This window comes from Nocardiopsis sp. NPDC006938, from assembly GCF_042869555.1.
Classification (GTDB): domain Bacteria; phylum Actinomycetota; class Actinomycetes; order Streptosporangiales; family Streptosporangiaceae; genus Nocardiopsis.
This window is the reverse complement of sequence record NZ_JBIAGA010000011.1, coordinates 52,540-69,252: the sequence shown is the minus strand read 5'-3', so window position 1 is coordinate 69,252 and position 16,713 is coordinate 52,540. Positions and strand designations below refer to the sequence as shown.

14 protein-coding genes are annotated in these 16,713 nt (G+C 71.1%); 11 read left to right on the top strand and 3 right to left on the bottom strand.

Translation table 11 applies throughout. The features are described 5' to 3' along the window. Positions 1–85 precede the first annotated feature (85 nt). Positions 86–2,833, top strand: a complete 2,748-nt coding sequence (locus ACFYL4_RS17515; RefSeq protein WP_387519266.1) for a vitamin B12-dependent ribonucleotide reductase — start codon at positions 86–88, stop codon at positions 2,831–2,833. Between the two features lie 69 nt (positions 2,834–2,902). On the opposite strand, the gene ACFYL4_RS17510 is transcribed toward ACFYL4_RS17515, so the two are convergent. Beyond that, entirely contained in the window at positions 2,903–4,243 is a 1,341-nt protein-coding gene (locus ACFYL4_RS17510; RefSeq protein WP_357761228.1) for a cytochrome P450, read from the bottom strand. A 12-nt stretch (positions 4,244–4,255) separates the two neighbouring features. Beyond that, positions 4,256–5,134, bottom strand: a complete 879-nt coding sequence (locus ACFYL4_RS17505) for an SMP-30/gluconolactonase/LRE family protein (protein WP_357761231.1) — start codon at positions 5,132–5,134, stop codon at positions 4,256–4,258. Between the two features lie 91 nt (positions 5,135–5,225). Here ACFYL4_RS17505 and ACFYL4_RS17500 point away from each other — a divergent pair, with 91 nt between their 5' ends. The 8 genes from ACFYL4_RS17500 (at position 5,226) to ACFYL4_RS17465 (ending at position 12,737) form a co-directional block, all read left to right on the top strand. Next, the gene (locus tag ACFYL4_RS17500) at positions 5,226–6,443 is read left to right on the top strand and encodes a lipid-transfer protein (protein WP_387519263.1); all 1,218 of its coding nucleotides are present in this window, start codon (positions 5,226–5,228) and stop codon (positions 6,441–6,443) included. A 1-nt stretch (position 6,444) separates the two neighbouring features. Next, on the top strand, positions 6,445–6,903 hold the full coding sequence (locus ACFYL4_RS17495; protein WP_357761237.1) for a MaoC family dehydratase N-terminal domain-containing protein: 459 nt from the start codon (positions 6,445–6,447) through the stop codon (positions 6,901–6,903). Further along, positions 6,900–7,352, top strand: coding sequence for a MaoC/PaaZ C-terminal domain-containing protein (locus ACFYL4_RS17490; RefSeq protein WP_387519261.1), 453 nt, complete (start codon positions 6,900–6,902; stop codon positions 7,350–7,352). Before ACFYL4_RS17495 ends, ACFYL4_RS17490 begins: the two co-directional genes overlap by 4 nt. After that, entirely contained in the window at positions 7,333–8,163 is an 831-nt protein-coding gene (locus ACFYL4_RS17485) for an SDR family NAD(P)-dependent oxidoreductase (protein WP_387519259.1), read from the top strand. Before ACFYL4_RS17490 ends, ACFYL4_RS17485 begins: the two co-directional genes overlap by 20 nt. Before the next feature lie 14 nt (positions 8,164–8,177). Beyond that, entirely contained in the window at positions 8,178–9,326 is a 1,149-nt protein-coding gene (locus ACFYL4_RS17480; protein ID WP_387519257.1) for an acyl-CoA dehydrogenase family protein, read from the top strand. A 98-nt stretch (positions 9,327–9,424) separates the two neighbouring features. Then, entirely contained in the window at positions 9,425–11,020 is a 1,596-nt protein-coding gene (locus tag ACFYL4_RS17475) for a long-chain-fatty-acid--CoA ligase (RefSeq protein ID WP_357761248.1), read from the top strand. Next, a complete protein-coding gene (locus ACFYL4_RS17470) occupies positions 11,001–12,197 on the top strand; it encodes a TetR/AcrR family transcriptional regulator (RefSeq protein ID WP_387519255.1) in 1,197 nt (398 codons plus the stop codon). Before ACFYL4_RS17475 ends, ACFYL4_RS17470 begins: the two co-directional genes overlap by 20 nt. Positions 12,198–12,293: 96 nt before the next feature. Beyond that, on the top strand, positions 12,294–12,737 hold the full coding sequence (locus ACFYL4_RS17465; RefSeq protein ID WP_387519419.1) for a CBS domain-containing protein: 444 nt from the start codon (positions 12,294–12,296) through the stop codon (positions 12,735–12,737). A gap of 3 nt (positions 12,738–12,740) precedes the next feature. On the opposite strand, the gene ACFYL4_RS17460 is transcribed toward ACFYL4_RS17465, so the two are convergent. Then, the gene (locus tag ACFYL4_RS17460) at positions 12,741–13,046 is read right to left on the bottom strand and encodes a hypothetical protein (protein ID WP_387519253.1); all 306 of its coding nucleotides are present in this window, start codon (positions 13,044–13,046) and stop codon (positions 12,741–12,743) included. Positions 13,047–13,355: 309 nt separating this feature from the next. On the opposite strand from ACFYL4_RS17460, the gene ACFYL4_RS17455 reads away from it, so the two are divergent. Next, positions 13,356–15,179: an SPFH domain-containing protein gene (locus ACFYL4_RS17455; RefSeq protein ID WP_357761259.1), complete on the top strand. Its 1,824-nt coding sequence runs from the start codon at positions 13,356–13,358 to the stop codon at positions 15,177–15,179. Then, entirely contained in the window at positions 15,180–16,649 is a 1,470-nt protein-coding gene (locus ACFYL4_RS17450; protein ID WP_387519251.1) for an SPFH domain-containing protein, read from the top strand. The last annotated feature ends 64 nt before the right edge of the window (positions 16,650–16,713 follow it).

The window sequence follows — 16,713 nt, the reverse complement described above, 5'->3', positions numbered from 1 at the left end:
GCCCTCCGCGCCACCCCGAACACACATGAGACGTCCGCGCGGTCAACGCCGGGTCCGCGCATGACCTTCGGGGGGAGACACCGCCATGGCACGCAAGAGCAGCGGTACGACGGGGCGCGCGGCCGGGGGGCTGACGATCGACCGGTTCAACACCACCGAGGGCGTCCACCCGTACGACACCCTGGAGTGGGAACTCCGCGACGTCGTCATCACCAACTGGCGCGACGGGTCCGTCAACTTCGAGCAGCGCGGCGTCGAGTTCCCCGCCAGCTGGTCCGTGAACGCCACCCAGATCGTCGCGAGCAAGTACTTCCGGGGCACCGTGGGCACCCCCGAACGCGAGTGGAGCCTCAAGCAGCTCATCGACCGCGTCGTGGGCGTCTACACCGAGACCGGCCGCTCCCACGGCTACTTCGCCACCGACAAGGACGCCGAGGTCTTCGACCACGAGCTCAAGTACGCCCTGGCCCACCAGCTGTTCAGCTTCAACTCCCCGGTCTGGTTCAACGTCGGAACCACCTCGAAGGCCCAGGTCTCCGCCTGCTTCATCCTGTCCGTGGACGACACCATGGAGTCGATCCTGGACTGGTACAAGGAGGAGGGGCTGATCTTCAAGGGCGGCTCCGGTGCCGGAGTGAACCTGTCGCGCATCCGTTCCAGCAAGGAGCTCCTGTCCTCCGGCGGTTCCGCCTCGGGCCCGGTCTCGTTCATGAGGGGCGCCGACGCCTCCGCCGGGACCATCAAGTCCGGCGGCGCCACCCGGCGGGCGGCCAAGATGGTGGTGCTCGACGTGGACCACCCCGACATCGAGGAGTTCGTCGAGACCAAGGCCCGCGAGGAGCACAAGATCCGCGCCCTGCGCGACGCGGGCTTCGACGTCGACCTGGGCGGCGACGACATGTTCAGCGTCCAGTACCAGAACGCCAACAACTCCGTGCGGGTGACGGACGCCTTCATGCGCGCCGTGGAGACCGGCTCCGAGTTCGGCCTGACCTCCCGCACCACCGGCGAGGTCATCGCCACCGTCGACGCCCGGGACCTCTTCCACCGCATGGCCCGGGCCGCCTGGGAGTGCGCCGACCCCGGCATCCAGTACGACGGCACCATCCAGGACTGGCACACCACCCCCGAGAGCGGCCGCATCACCGCGAGCAACCCGTGTAGCGAGTACCTCAGCCTGGACGACTCGTCCTGCAACCTGGCCTCCGTCAACCTGCTCAAGTTCCTGCGCGAGGACGACACGTTCGACGTCGAGGGCCTCACCCGCCTCGTCGAACTGGTGATCACGGCGATGGACGTCTCCATCACCTTCGCCGACTTCCCCACGGAGCGGATCGGTGAGACCACCCGCGCCTACCGGCAGCTGGGGATCGGCTACGCGAACCTGGGCGCCCTGCTCATGGCCACCGGCCACGCCTACGACTCGGAGGGCGGACGGGCCGTGGCCGCCTCGGTCACCTCGCTGATGACCGCCGCCGCCTACCGGCGCGGGGCCGAACTCGCCGGGGTGGTCGGCCCCTACGAGGGCTACGGGCGCAACGCGAAGGCCCACGAACGGGTCGTGCTCAAACACGCGGCGGCCAACGACGACCTGCGCCCCGTCGGGACCCTGGAGGAACCCGTCCACGCGGCCGCCACCGAGGAGTGGGCCCGGTGCCTGGAGGTCGGTCGACGCCACGGATGGCGCAACGCCCAGGCCAGCCTCCTCGCCCCCACGGGCACCATCGGGTTCATGATGGACTGCGACACGACCGGAATCGAACCCGACTTCTCCCTGGTCAAGTACAAGAAGCTGGTCGGCGGCGGCTCCATGCGGATCGTGAACCAGGCGATCCCCCGCGCACTGCGCAACCTGGGGTACCCGGACGAGCAGATCACACCGATCGTCGACCACGTGGCGGAGCACGGGCACGTGGTCGACGCGCCCGGGCTGCGGCGGGAACACTACGAGGTGTTCGACTGCGCGATGGGGCGCCGCTACATCCAGCCCATGGGGCACGTGCGCATGATGGCGGCCACCCAGCCGTTCCTGTCGGGGGCGATCTCCAAGACGGTGAACGTTCCGGAGGCCGCGACCGTCACCGACTTCGAGGAGATCTACCACGAGGGTTGGCGGCTGGGACTCAAGGCACTGGCGGTCTACCGGGACAACTGCAAGGTGGGGCAGCCGCTGTCCGCCTCGGGGACGTCGGGGGAGGCGGGCGAGGCGCCCCAACCGGTGCGGCGGCGCCTGCCCAAGAAGCGGCCGAGTGAGACCACCTCGTTCTCCGTGGGCGGAGCCGAGGGCTACATCACGGCGGGCTCCTACCCGGACAGCGGGCTCGGAGAGGTGTTCCTCAAGCTCGGCAAGCAGGGCTCCACCCTGGCCGGGGTGATGGACGCCTTCTCCATCGCGATCTCCATCGCCCTCCAGTACGGGGTGCCGCTGGAGACCTACGTGGAGAAGTTCACCAACATGCGGTTCGACCCGGCGGGCATGACGGACGATCCGGACATCCGGATGGCGCAGTCGGTGGTGGACTACATCTTCCGCCGCCTGGCCCTGGACCACCTTCCACACGAGGAGCGGGCGGCTCTGGGGGTCCTCTCCGCCTCGGAGCGCGAGGCCCGGCTCCACGCCGAGGACCCGGCCCAGGCGGCCGTGCAGGTGGAGTCGTACGCGCAGTCGGCCGCCCCGAGCGAGGCCCCGGCGGGGGAGGGCCACCCCAGCGAGCACTTCTCCGAGGGGTTCGTGGCCGACGCGCCCCTGTGCACCACGTGCGGGACCAGGATGCGCCCGGCCGGCAGCTGCTACGCGTGCGAGGGCTGCGGCGCCACCAGCGGTTGCAGCTGAGGGGGCACGCCACCCCGAAGGGGATGGGAGGAGGCTCCGGGGCGGCGTGCGGTCGGGGAGGCTCCGGCGTCAGCCCCAGAGCCCGAACCGCCGCCACCAGGGGGTGGGTTCCGAGCGGCTCTCGGGCCCGGGGGTCTCGGGCCGGTTCCTCGGCTGGGAGTGCCGGTGCCGCAGGGGGCTGGGGGCCGACCTGGGGTGCGCGGGGGTGAACAGCACCGGCAGGTCCACCAGGGCCCGCACGTTGACGTGGGGCACCCAGCGGTGCCGTTCGGGTGGCTCGGCCAGACGCAGGTCGGGGAGTCGACTGGTGATCGTGCTCAGGGCGATCTCCGCCATCGACTGCCCGAGGTCCCGGCCGTACCGGGGGCAGCGGTGCGCCCCGGTTCCGAAGGTCAGGTGCGCCCGGGTGAAGGCGGTCTGCGCGTGGGGGGTGCGGTCGAGCAGGTCGGTGTTGGCCGCGGCGAAGCCCAGCAGCAGACAGTCCCCGGCCTTGATGTGGTAGTCACCCAGGCGTACGTCACGGGTGGGGAACCGGCCCACCAGCACCTCCATGGGGGTGGAGTGCAGCAACACGTAGTTCACGGTCTCCGAGATCAGCATCTGGGAGCCGGTGTGGTGGGAGGCCAGCCACTGGTCCATCAGGAGTCGACGCAGGGACGCCCCGATGGAGTTGGTGACGAGGTCGTTGGTTCCCGCGACGATGAGGGTGAGCTGGTCACAGACCTGGGAGTCGCTCTGCCCGTTGGCGATCAGGTACGAGGGCAGGTCCTCGCCGGGGGCGGCCCGCCGGCTCCTGGCCAACTGGGTCAGGAGGACCTTCAGCTCGCGGGCGCCCTCGGGGGAGTCCGCGCCGCCTCCCCAGAGCTTGCCCATGGACGTGGCGAGCTCGTTCACGTCCTCCGGCCCCAGGTTCAGGAGGCGGCCCAGGACGTGCAGGGGGAGGAGCCGCGCGTACTCGCCGATCAGGTCGGCCCGGCCGCGCTCGCAGAAGGAGTCCACGAGGTCTTCGGCCACCTCCTGGATCTGGCCGATCACGCGCCGCTCGTCCAGTGCGCTGAAGGCCTTCTGCATACCCTCGGAGAGAAAGCGGTGTTCCTCTCCGTCGACGTAGAGCACGGACTCGCGCTTCTCGTTGATGGCCCGGACCCCGGAGTCCGCGGGGATCACCCCCTTCGCGAGGTCGTGCCAGTAGTCGCGGTCGCACCGGTAGGTGGCGTTGTCGGACATCACCCGGTAGTTGACCTCGTAGGAGAGCAGGAGCCACGCGGGCACCCCCGGTTCCAGGTAGACCGGGGCGACCTCTCCGTAGGTCTGCCTGAGCTGCCGCCAGAACGCGTCGCGGTCGTCGGGTATGGGTTCGTACAGTCGGACGGGGGGACGCGCCGAGGGGGCGCGGTGGGACGTGGGCATGGGTGTCGTTCCTCAGCCGACGAGGGGGCCGGGTATGCGTACGGTGGCGGCCTCCAGACGGGAGGAGCCCTCGAAGTTGTTGGCCATCCGCCCCATGTCGGTCTCGGCCGCGCAGAGGTAGAGGGTCCGCCCGTCCGGGCCGCCCAGTGCGCAGGAGACCACCCAGTGGCCAGCGGTGGCGGTGTTCACGACCTCGGTGACCTCGCCCTCGGGTGAGAGCCGACGGACCTGGCTGGAGAACGGCGCGGTGACCCAGACCCCTCCCTCGGAGTCCACGCAGAGCCCGTCCAGGGCGTCGCGCTCCAGGCTGTCGAACTGGCGCAGGACCCGCTGGTTCGACAGCGCGCCGCCCGCGTCGACGTCGAAGGCGCTCAGCCGGAACCCGAAGGTCTCCGCCACGTAGAGGGTGCCGCCGTCCGGGCTGAGGCCGACGCCGTTGGGGCAGACCAGCCCCTCGCCCGCCGTGGAGACCTCGCCCTCGGGGCTGACCACCACGACCGGAGCGGGGGCGACCTCGCCCCCGTTGAACAGGTCGTAGCCGATCTGGGTGATGTAGGCCCGGCCCTGGTCGTCCACCCACATGTCGTTGGCGGCGACGGCGACGTCGCCGAGTTCCGCGACCACCTCGGTGGTGCCGCCGGGGGTGATGCGGCGCAGGACGGAGTCGGCCTGGGTGACCACCAGGGGGGTGCCGTCCGGGAGGAAGCCGAGGCCCGAGGGCTTGGCGTCGGGAAGGTCGGCGACCACGTGGGACTCGCCGGTGCGCGGGTCCAGGCGGTGGACGAGGCCTCGGGGGATGTCGGAGCACCAGAGTTCTCCCTTGTACCAGCGCGCCCCTTCGAGGTACTGGAAGCCGTCCTTCACCACCGCTGCGGTCTGCTGCTTCGTCACCGTGGACCGTCCTTCTCTTGGGGGGACCATTGGCAGGGCCCCGACTTTCGTGTACACAGTAAGTGAATCAGCGTTCTCAGAGAAGCACAATATGTGTAGCCGGGGATTCTGCGGGAGGGTGAAGATGGTGTCGCGTGTGCGCATCGCGGGGGTCGGCATGTCCCGATTCTCGATGCCAAGAAGAAGTGAAAATTACGACGTCCTCGCGGTAGAGGCGATCACGGCGGCGCTGACTGACAGCGGCGTGGAGCTGGCCGACATTGATCAGGCCTATGCGGGCTATGTGTATGGTGATTCCACTTCTGGTCAGAACAGCCTCTACCAGGTCGGACTCCCGGGAGTCCCTGTGGTCAACGTGAACAACAACTGCTCGACGGGCTCGACCGCGCTGTGGCTCGCGCGACAGGCGGTGGAGAGCGGGGCGGCCCGGTGCGTGCTCGCGTTCGGCTTCGAACAGATGCGCCCCGGGGCACTGGGCACGGTCTGGGACGACCGCCCCAGCCCCTTCGACCGCTTCACCGCGGCGCTGGACGCGGTGCCGGGGTCGGACCCCGGTGCCCCGCTCGCGGCCCGGCTCTTCGGCGGCGCGGGCGCGGCCTACGCCGAGCGCTACGACACCCGCCCGGACCTGTTCGCACGGATCGCGGTGAAGGCCCGTCGGCACGCCGCGGCCAACCCCAACGCGGTTCTGCGCGATCCCGTCACGGTCGAGGAGGTCATGGCCGCGCCCGCGGTGTTCGGACCACTGACCAGGTCGCAGTGCTGTCCCCCGACCTGCGGGGCGGCGGCGGTGCTGGTGTGCGACGCCGGGTTCGCCCGGGAACGGGGACTGGACGCCCGAGTGGGTGTGGTGGCGCAGTCCATGACCACCGACCGGCCCGTGTCCTTCGAGGGCGACCCGATCGACCTGGTGGGCGCGGACATGACCCGAAGGGCCGCCGCGCGGGTCTACGAGACGGCCGGGATCGGACCGGAGGACATTCCCGTGGTGGAGCTGCACGACTGCTTCACCACCAACGAGGTGCTCACCTACGAGGCCCTGGGCCTGACCGGGGAGGGGACCGCCGAGCGGTTCGTCCTGGACGGGGAGAACACCTACGGCGGGCGCGTGGTCACCAACCCCTCCGGAGGGCTGCTCTCGAAGGGCCATCCGCTGGGGGCGAGCGGACTGGCCCAGTGCGCCGAGCTCGTGTGGCAGCTGGAGGGCCGTGCCGGTGACCGCCAGGTGGAGGGGGCGCGTGTGGGCCTCCAGCACAACATCGGCCTGGGCGGAGCCTGCGTGGTCACGCTCTACCAGCGGGAGGACTGACATGCCGCTCTCCGCCGAGGTGGTCGGCACCCCGATGCCGGACGCGTCCCTTCTGCTGGAACGGGGCCGACTGCGGTTGTTCTGCGAGGCGATCGGAGAGACCTCCCCCGTGTACCTGGACGTGGCGGCCGCCCGGGCCGCCGGCCACCCCGACCTGCCCGTCCCCCCGACCTTCCTGGCCGCGATCCAGCACGAGGTCCCCCAGCCCCTCCGCTGGATCGAGGAACTGGGCGCCGATCCGCGCCGCGTCCTGCACGGGGAGCAGGCCTTCACCTACCACCGCATGGTGCACGCGGGCCAGACGGTCACGCTGCGCGGGAGCGTCACCGGCCACACGGTCAAGAAGGGCGGGGCCATGGAACTGCTCACCCGTTCCTTCGTCGTCACCGACGAGACGGGCGGAACCGTCGCCGAACTGGAGGACGTCGTGGTCGTCAGGGGTACGGAGGCCGACCGGTGACGGGCACGGAACTCCGTGTCGGAGACGACCTGCCGCCCCTGCGCCTGGAACCGGTCTCACGGACCACGCTCGCCCTCTTCGCGGGCGGGTCCGGCGACCACAACCCCGTGCACATCGACCTCGACGCCGCGCGCGGGGCGGGCATGGACGACGTGTTCGCCCACGGCATGCTCAGCATGGCCTACGTGGGGCGGTTCCTGACGGCCTGGGCGCCGCAGGAGCGCCTGCGGTCGTTGCGCGTGCGGTTCACCGCCATCACTCCGGTCCACGCGCGTCCCGTCTGTTCGGGAACGGTCAGCGCGATCGAGGACGGGGACGGCGAACGGCGGGCCACGATCCGGCTGACGGTCCGGCTCGCCGACGGCACCACCACACTGACGGGCGAGGCGACCGTGGCACTCGACCCACTGACGAAGGGCACGGAGAACGATGACGAAGTTGGACGGTAGGTCCGCGCTGGTGACCGGGGCCGGGCGTGGCATCGGCCGCGCGATCGCCCTCAAGCTGGCCTCCGAGGGCGCCCACGTGGTGCTCAACGACCTGGACGAGGGCCCCGCGAGGGAGACGGTGGAGCTCATCGGTGAACGGGGTGGTCGGGCGACCGCCCACGTGGGGAGCGTGAGCGACCCCTCCTTCCCCGAAGCCTTCGTCGACACGGCCGTGGAGGCCTGCGGCGGAATCGACATCATCGTCAACAACGCCGGCTTCACCTGGGACAACGTGATCCAGCGCATGAGTGACGAACAGTGGGACGCGATCCTGGACGTGCACCTGAAGGCACCGTTCCGGCTCCTGCGCGCCGCGCAGCCGGTGATCTCGGCCGCCGTGAAGGCCGAACGGGCCGCCGGAGCGACCGTGCCGTGCCGCAAGGTCGTCAACATCTCGTCCATCGCGGGGGTGGGCGGTAACGCGGGGCAGGCCAACTACGCCTCGGCCAAGGCCGGGGTGGAGGGACTCACCCGCACCCTGGCCAAGGAGTGGGGGCGCTACAACGTGACCGTCAACGCCGTCGCCTTCGGCATGATCCACACCCGGCTGACGGCGGCCTCCGCCGACGGCGACACCACCGTCAACATCCAGGGCCGAGACCTCAGGGTCGGTCTGAACCCCGAGCTGCTGCGGCACATGGAGTCCTCGATCCCCCTGGGACGGGGCGGTACCCCGGAGGAGGCGGCGGGTGCCGTCTACCTGCTCTGCGCGCCCGAGTCGGACTACGTCAGCGGACAGACCCTGGTCTGCGGCGGCGGGTTCATGGTCTAGGAGGGAACGGACACATGCGGGGAACCGAGGAGACGGGGACCGACGCGGCGGACCTGGCCGCACTGCGCGAGCTGGCGCGCGTCTTCTGCGAGCGGGAGCTGGTGCCGCACCAGGAGCGCTGGCGTGAACAGCACAAGGTGGACCGCGAGCTGTGGCACCGGGCGGGGCGGGCGGGACTGCTGTGCCTGTCCATCCCCGAGGAGTACGGCGGTGGCGGCGGCACCTACGCGCACGAGGCCGTGCTCGTGGAGGAACAGGCGCGCGCGGGCGACACCGCGTGGGGAGTGGCGGTGCACTCCACCGTCGCGGCCCCCTACCTGCTGGCCTACGGAACGCCGGAGCAGCGGCGCGCCTGGCTGCCGCCGATGGCCACCGGCGAGGTGGTGGCGGCGATCGCGATGACCGAGCCCGGGACGGGTTCGGACCTGAAGGCGGTGGCCACACGGGCCCGTCGCGAGGGTGACGAGTACGTGATCAGCGGGTCCAAGACGTTCATCACCAACGCCACCCAGGCGGATCTCGTGATCGTGGTGGCCCGGACCGGGCCCGGGGAGGGAGCGCACGGTCTGTCACTGATCCTCGTGGAGTCCGACCGGCCCGGATTCCGGCGCGGTCGCGTCCTGGAGAAGATCGGCCAGCGCGGCCAGGACGCCTCCGAGCTGTTCCTGGACGAGGTGCGGGTGCCCGCCGACCGCGTGCTGGGCGGCGAACCCGGCCGGGGGTTCGCCCAGCTGATGGAACAGCTGCCCCAGGAGAGGCTCACCATCGCCATCACCGCGGTCGTGGCGATGGAGACCGCCGTGGAGAGCACGCTCGCCTACACCAAGGAGAGGACCGCCTTCGGCCGTCGGGTCTTCGACTTCCAGAACACGCGGTTCACCTTGGCCGAGGCGGCCACCGAGGCCAGGGTGGCGCGCACGTTCCTCGACGACTGCCTCGCCCGGCACCTGCGTGGGGAACTGGACGCCGCCACGGCGGCCATGGCCAAGTACTGGACCACCGAGCGCGCGTCGCGGGTGGTCGACCAGTGCCTCCAGCTGCACGGGGGCTACGGCTACATGGCCGAGTACCCGATCTCGCACCTGTGGGTGGACCAGCGGGTCCAGCGCATCTACGGGGGCACCACCGAGATCATGAAGGAGGTGATCTCCCGCCAGCTCTGACCCCCGCCCCCTTGGTCCGCCGCCCCCCGACCTCTCGACCACCGAGCGCGCCGCCCGCCGCGGTCGCCGCCCCCCCGAACACCGTGACGGAGCACGCCATGTACCTGACGCAGTACCTGCACAACGCCCTCCAGCAGGACCCCGGCCGCCCGCTGGTACGGCACCGCGACGGCGACCTCACCGTGGCCCGGTCGGTCAACCGGGTGGCCCGCCTGGCCGGAGCACTGCGCGAGCGGGGGGTGTCGTCCGGTGACCGGGTGGGTGTCCTGGCACTCAACTCCGAGCACTTCCACGAGGTGCTGCTCGCGGTGCCCTGGGCCGACGCCGTGCTCGTCCCGCTGAACTTCCGGTGGAGCGTGCCCGAGCTGGCCCACGCCGTGGACGAGTCGGGGGTCGGGGTCCTGTTCGTGGACGACCACACACGAGAGGCGGGCCGCGAACTCCTCGACCGCTGCCCCGACCTGCGGGAACTCGTCCACTCCGGAAGCCGGCCCTGCCCCAGTGACATGGTCGACCACGAGCAGTTGGTCGCGGGGGCGGGGCCGGTCCCCGACTCACGCAGGGGCGGCGACGACCTGTTCGGGATCTTCTACACGGGAGGAACGACCGGCACCCCCAAGGGGGTCATGCTCAGCCACGACAACGTCGCCGTGAGCGCGCTGGGCTTCCTGGCGTCCGGGGACACGACCGGCACCGGCGGCCGCGCGCTGCACGTGGCACCCATGTTCCACCTGGCCGGGGCCTTCATCTGGCTCACCGGACTCATCCGGGGGGCGACGCACCTGTTCCTGCCGTCCTTCGACCCGGGCGAGGTCCTGGAGGTCCTGGAGCGCGAACAGGTCACCGACGTGCTCCTGGTGCCGACCATGCTCCAGATGATGGTCGACCACCCCGACGCGGAGCGGCGTGACCTGTCCGGGGTCCGGCACGTGACCTACGGGACCTCGCCGATCTCCGACGCCCTGCTGGAGCGCGTGCGCCAGCTCTTCCCCCGAGCCGGGTTCGCCCAGGCCTACGGCATGACCGAGCTGGCCCCCATCGCCACGGTCCTGCTCCCCGCCGACCACGAACACGAGGAGCTGCGCCGTTCGGCCGGGCGGGCGGCGCCGCACTCCGAGGTCCGGGTGGTCGACGAGCGGGACCGGGAGGTGGAACGGGGCACGGTCGGGGAGATCGTCGTGCGCGGCGACCACGTGATGGTGGGCTACTGGCAACGCCCGGAGGAGACGGAACGGGCCCTGCGCGGCGGGTGGATGCACACCGGGGACGCCGGGTTCATGGACGGTCGCGGGTACGTCCACGTGGTGGACCGCATCAAGGACATGATCATCACGGGCGGGGAGAACGTGTACTCGGCCGAGGTCGAGTCGGTGCTGGCCGGCCACCCCGGGGTGGCCTCGTGCGCGGTGATCGGCGTCCCCGACCCCGTCTGGGGGGAACGCGTGCACGCCGTGGTGGTGCCGCGGCCGGGGCACCAGCCCTCCACGAAAGAACTGCGCGAGCACTGCCTGGCGCACATCGCGTCCTACAAGTCGCCCCGGAGTTCCGAGCTCGTTTCCGAGATGCCGCTGGCAGGCACCGGTAAGATCCTCAAACGCGAGCTCCGCAGGGCTCACCGGGAGGGGGCCCACGGGGCCCCGGGCGAGGCGGCGCGGCCGGTGAGTGGGGAGGACCATGGCAGACGAGGTGGCTGAGGGACCCGAGCGCGGCACCCGGCCCCGCAACCGCCGCGAACTGATCATCGCGGCGGCGACCGACCTGTTCCACCGGCACGGCTACGAGGCCGTGTCCATGAACATGGTCGCCGACGCCGTCAACGTGAGCCCCTCGGCGCTCTACCGGCACTTCCGCGGCAAACCGCAGCTGCTCACCGCCGCGGTGACGAACGAGATGGAACCGTTCCGGGAGACCATCGCCGAGGTCCGGGGAGCCGATCTGGACACGGTGACGCGGAGCCTGGCCCGCACCGCCACGGAACACGACCGGCTCGGGGTGCTCTGGGTCCGTGAGGCGCGGGGGCTCCCGGCCGAGCAGTACGGACTGCTGCGGGGCGAGGTCTCCCGCAGCATGCGGCTCATCGCGTCGATGATCGCGGACCGCAGGCCGGACCTGGACGAGCGCGGGTCCCGACTGCTGGCACGGGGCCTGTGCTCGGCGATGACCGTCACCTCCTCCAGGCGTCCGACGCTGTCGGCGTCCCGTCGGCAACAGGTGCTCCAGGAGGTGCTGCTCTCCATCGCCGAACTCACCCCGGCACCGGCGGAGGGAGAGGGCGCGCCCGCCCGGCTCCCCACGGGGCTGGTGCCGACGGCGAGGCGCGAGCGCCTGCTCGCGGGCGCCCTGGCCCTGTTCGCCGAACACGGGTACCCGGCGGTGGGCATCGACGACATCCGCCACCGGGCGGGGCTGTCCACCTCCAGCGTGTACCGCGAGTTCGAGTCCAAGAGGGATCTGCTGGCGGCCCTGCTGCACCGGGGTGACGAGTGGCTGCGCCACGACATGCACCGCGCCCTGCGCGGGGCCTGGGACCCGGCCGACGGACTCCGGCGGCTGCTGGCGTCCTACGTCGACTTCGTGGCCCGGCACCACGACTACGTGACCGTCCTGCTGTGCGACTCCCGGCACTGCGAGGGGAGCGACCGTGAGCGGACCAGGCGCACGCAGCGCGAGTACGTCGGCGAGTGGGTCGCGCTCGTGCTGGCCAGCGTCCCCGGGATGACCGAGGCCGAGGCCGAGGTCCGCGTGGCGATCGTGCTGAACGTGGCCAACGACATCGCCCGCACCCCGGGCCCGCGCGATCGCCCGGAGACGTGGCGGACCCTGAGGCGGCTGGGGCGCGCCGTCCTCCTGCCGGAGCGGGGGAGCGGGTGACCCCGTGCCCGTGCGCGGCGCGGACCCCGTGGTTGACGGGGGCGGGGAGTGGGTAACCCTTCGGCACCCGTCGAGGACCGGGAGAAGGTGGTGCCCATGCTGATCGCCGCGATCCTGCGGGCGAAGGGGCCCGAGGTGGTGCGCGTCGCTCCCGAGTCGACCGTCGCCCACCTGCTCGCCGAACTCGCCCGTCACAACATCGGCGCCGTCGTCGTGGCCGAGGACGACACCCTCGTGGGGATCGTCTCCGAGCGGGACGTGGTCCGTCACCTGGAACGCCGGGGCCCCGCCGTGCTGTCCGCGCCGGTCTCCGACATCATGACCGCCGACGTCGTGACCTGCACTCCCGAGGACACTGTGGAGGAGGTCAGCGAACGCATGACCGTGCGCCGGTTCCGGCACGTCCCGGTGACCTCCGAGGGTCGGCTGGCCGGGATCGTCAGCATCGGGGACCTGGTCAAGAGCCGTGTGCGGGTCCTGGAGGACGACCGGGAGCAGCTGGAGGCCTACATCCACGGCCGCCACCGCCCCCCGCGCTGAGGGTCAGGCCTCGGAGCGGTCTCCGGCGGCCACGGCGACGGCGGCGGTCGCCGCGGTCACGCCCAGCACGGCGGGCCAGGCCCCGACCCTCTTGGCCAGCGGGTGCGACAGGCCGAAGGCCGCGACGTACACGGTGGTGAGGGCGACCGCGGCGCCCATCCCGGAACCGCGGCGCGTGGTCTCGAAGGCCGCCGCGCCGAAACCGGCCAGTACCGCGCCACCGAGCGGCCGGTTGCCGGTGGCGCGGGCCACCGAGTATCCGCCGATCAGTCCGGCGGTGGTCAGGACGGCACTGGGTACTGCGGACATCGAGGGCTCCCCGTTCTGCGCGATGCGGTCACGTCGAGGCTAGCCCCGCCCCCGGGGCGGCGCCATCCGGCACGCGTGCGGCGGAGGGCGCCCTGGTCAGCGGGCGGATCGGCGCGGGGTCACCGTGCGGCCCGTTTCGCGTCACGCTCGGGACACGACCGATGGGTTTCGGCTTGCCCCCGTGACAAGCTAGGTGCAGACCACTACCGGTTTGTCCGGCGATGAACCCGTCCCGACCTGGAACCAGATCTCGGTACGCCACGTCGAACCCGATAGTTCCCGCTGATTCGTCGAAGGAAGTGCATGCCTATGTCGTTCGCGCAAACGGTGCGCGGCGCGGCCAGCGCGGTAGCCCAGGGGGGCGACCCGCGCCAGGCCGTGACCGACGCAGTCCAACAGGCCGCGGGCCAGATGACCGGACCGGGTTCCGGTCAGCGGGCCGGTCAGAGTTCGGAGGGCGGTCTCGATCCCCGGGACTTCGTGGCGGCACGCGAACAGGGCGCCTCCGTCGACACCCGGATCGAACAGAAGACCACCTCGCTGAGCACCGCGGGCGAGGCCCTCAACCGCAGCTACTACGAGCGCGGCCGGGGCGGCCCCGTCCACGTCATCTGCCCGATGGTCATCCCCCGGGGACGCACCTTCGTGACGATGCTCCCCGCGATCGCCCTGGTCGTCATCGGCGTCATCGGCTTCTCGACCGCCGCCGCCACGGCGATGGTCACCGGAGCCAACCCCCTGCTCAACCCCTTCTTCGGCGTCCACTACTGGATCATCACCGCGGCCGTCACCGGCTTCATGTGGTGGCGCCAGGGCATGGTCATGGTGCCGGAGGGCTGCCAGGCCATCGTCACCCGCTTCGGCAAGATGGAGAACCTCTACCAGCCGGGCAGGGTCACCCTGTTCAACCCCTGGAAGCGCGTCTCCTACATCGTCAACACCACGCGCGAGTACCCGTTCAACGCCCCGATCCGCTCCGCCCCCACCAAGAGCGGCGTCCAGGCCTCGGTCGACCTCTTCGTGCAGTTCAAGATCGAGAACGCCACCGACTTCGTCTACACCCTCGGCGGCGTCCCGGGCTTCCAGGAGAAGCTCAACAACGCCATCAGCGAGACCACCCGCAGCCTCATCTACGAGCAGGAGGCCTCGGCGATCTACGACATGGTCGGCGAGAGCACCCAGGCGCTGCTGGACTCCCTGAACCGCCAGTTCGGCGGCATCGTCGTCCTGACCAGCGCCAACATCACCCATGCCGAGCCCTCCAGCCAGGAGTACCGGATGGACCTGGCGGCGCCGGAGATGGTCCGCGTGGCCAAGGACGCCTACACGTTCGAGTACGAGCTCCAGCTCCGCAAGGAACAGAACGAGGGTGACCTGAACAAGGAGCTCGCCACCCTCAACGAGACGCTCTCCGCGATCCAGGCCGACATCGCCCAGTACCAGGCGCAGATGGACACCGCTCTCGAGCGTGAGACCAACCGCGCCCGCGCCACCGCCCGGCAGCGCTTCGTGGAGGCCGAGTCCGAGGCCAACGCCAACGCGGCGCTCCTCCAGGCCCAGGCCCTGGACATCCGCGCGGTCAGCGCCGCCGAGGCCCCCGAGATCCTCAACTACCGGTTCCGGGAGAACCTCCTGGACAAGCTGGAGTCGGTCGCCGACAGCCTGCCGCAGGTGTTGAGGATCGGCTCCGGTGACGGCGCCAGCGTCGACTACCTGCGCATCGCCCAGGAGATCATCGGCCAGACCGACGCGGCCCTGTTCTCCGACGCCGACATGGCCGCGATCCGTGAGCGCCTGGGGGACATCAACTCCCGCATCGCCGAGCGCCAACAGGAGATCGACGCGATCGTCGAGGACGAGGCGGGCGAGCGCCGCCGCCCCACAGCGGAGGACCCGGGTGAGGACCTCGTGGAGGAGATCCGCCAGTCGGTGAGCGACGACGCCATCGACGAACGCATCTCCGAGGCCGCGCCCGCCGACGCCCCCGCCGACACCACGGCTCCGACGTCCGCGACGCGGTCCCCGTCCGACGCCCCGCCGCCGACCGGCGCCCCGTTCCAGAACCCGCAGGACCCGCCGCTGCCCCCGTGGTCGCAGGGCGGTTCGCAGGGCCAGTTCCCGGGAGGTCAGTAGATGAGTGAGTCCTTCAACCCCGGCGGTGGCTCCAACATCAAGGAGTCCCTGGCCTCGTGGGGAGACCTCGCGGGCCTGTTGCGCGGCGGCGACCAGGGCGCGATCGTCCCCGTCGTCATCCCGCGCGACACCCGCGGCCTGCGCTGGACCATCCTGGTCTGGTTCGGCCTGTTCGCCATCACCTCCGCCCTGATGATGTCGCTGCACGTCGCCTTCGGCGGGGCCGTGGCCGGTCTCGCCTACGGGACCCTGGCCGTGCCGACCCTGCTCGTCGGCGTGCTCAGCGTGCTGGCGGCGGGCCTGTGGTGGTGGCGCGGCTCGATCGTGGAGATCGAGGAGGGCACCACCGGCATCCTCACCAAGTACGGCGCCTTCGCCAAGAGCATCGGCCCGGGCCGCCACTACCTGTGGCACCCGTGGGCGCGGGTGGACTTCGTGGTCGACACGCGCACGGAGATCCCCTACACGGCGCCCGTACTGGCCTGCCCCACGCGGGAGAACGTGCCGCTGAAGTCGATCGAGTTCTTCCTGAAGTTCCGGATCGAGGAGCCGTACCGGTTCGTCACCTCGATCGGCGCGAGCAACTTCGACCTGGTGCTGTCCAGCGCGGTGCAGGACGCCATCCGCCAGCGCAGCCGCATGGTGAACACCGAGTCCGCCTACGACCTGCGCGGCTCCAACGTCGAGGACATGCGCAGCCTGCTCAACACGCAGCTGCACAAGTACGGCGTGACCATCACCGGCTGCAACATCCCGGACGTGCAGCTGCCCAGCCAGTACCAGCAGCACCTGGCCACCCGGGAGAGGGTCGCCAAGGAACTGGTCGCCTACGAGCAGGAGTGGGAGCTCACGCGCAAGCGCCGCATCGACACCCTGCTGATGGACATCGAGCGCTCCAAGAAGACCCGTGACGCGAAGATCGTCGAGGTCAACGCCTCCCTGAACAAGGCGCGCAAGGACGTGGCCCAGATGTTGGAGGAGCAGGAGACCGAGGCCCAGCGGGTGCGGTACGAGATCGAGACGCGCGGGCGGGCAGACCTGGTCGCCGCCGAGAACGAGGCCAAGGCGCAGCACCGGCTGGCCACGGCCTACCGGGACAACCGGGCCGTGCTGGAGTACGAGCTGGCCCGACGCCGCCTCGACGTCGGCGCCGCGCTGGCCGAGCGGGCCCCGCGTCCGGTCGTGGTGCAGACGGAGGGCGGTTCCGGGGACGGCTCCGCGCTGTCCACCCTGCTCACCGCACAGCTGCTGCCCCAGGTGCTCGACAACGGCGGCGGCGCGTCCCGCTCGCTGGGAGCCTCCGCCGCGCACGAGGCCTTCGAGGGCGTGCAGGGTTCGGTGGCGGCGGCCGCGGCCCGCCAGCAGCAGATGGCCGAGGAGTACCAGAGCCAGCAGGACACCGCGATGCGCCAGCAGTTCGAGCGCGGTGACGGGTACGGGGGCGGCCAGGGCGGTCGCCGGGGTCGCTGATCCCGGACCGGCCGGCCACCGCCGACGGAACGCACGGGGCCCCGCCGCCCTCCCGGACTCCGGG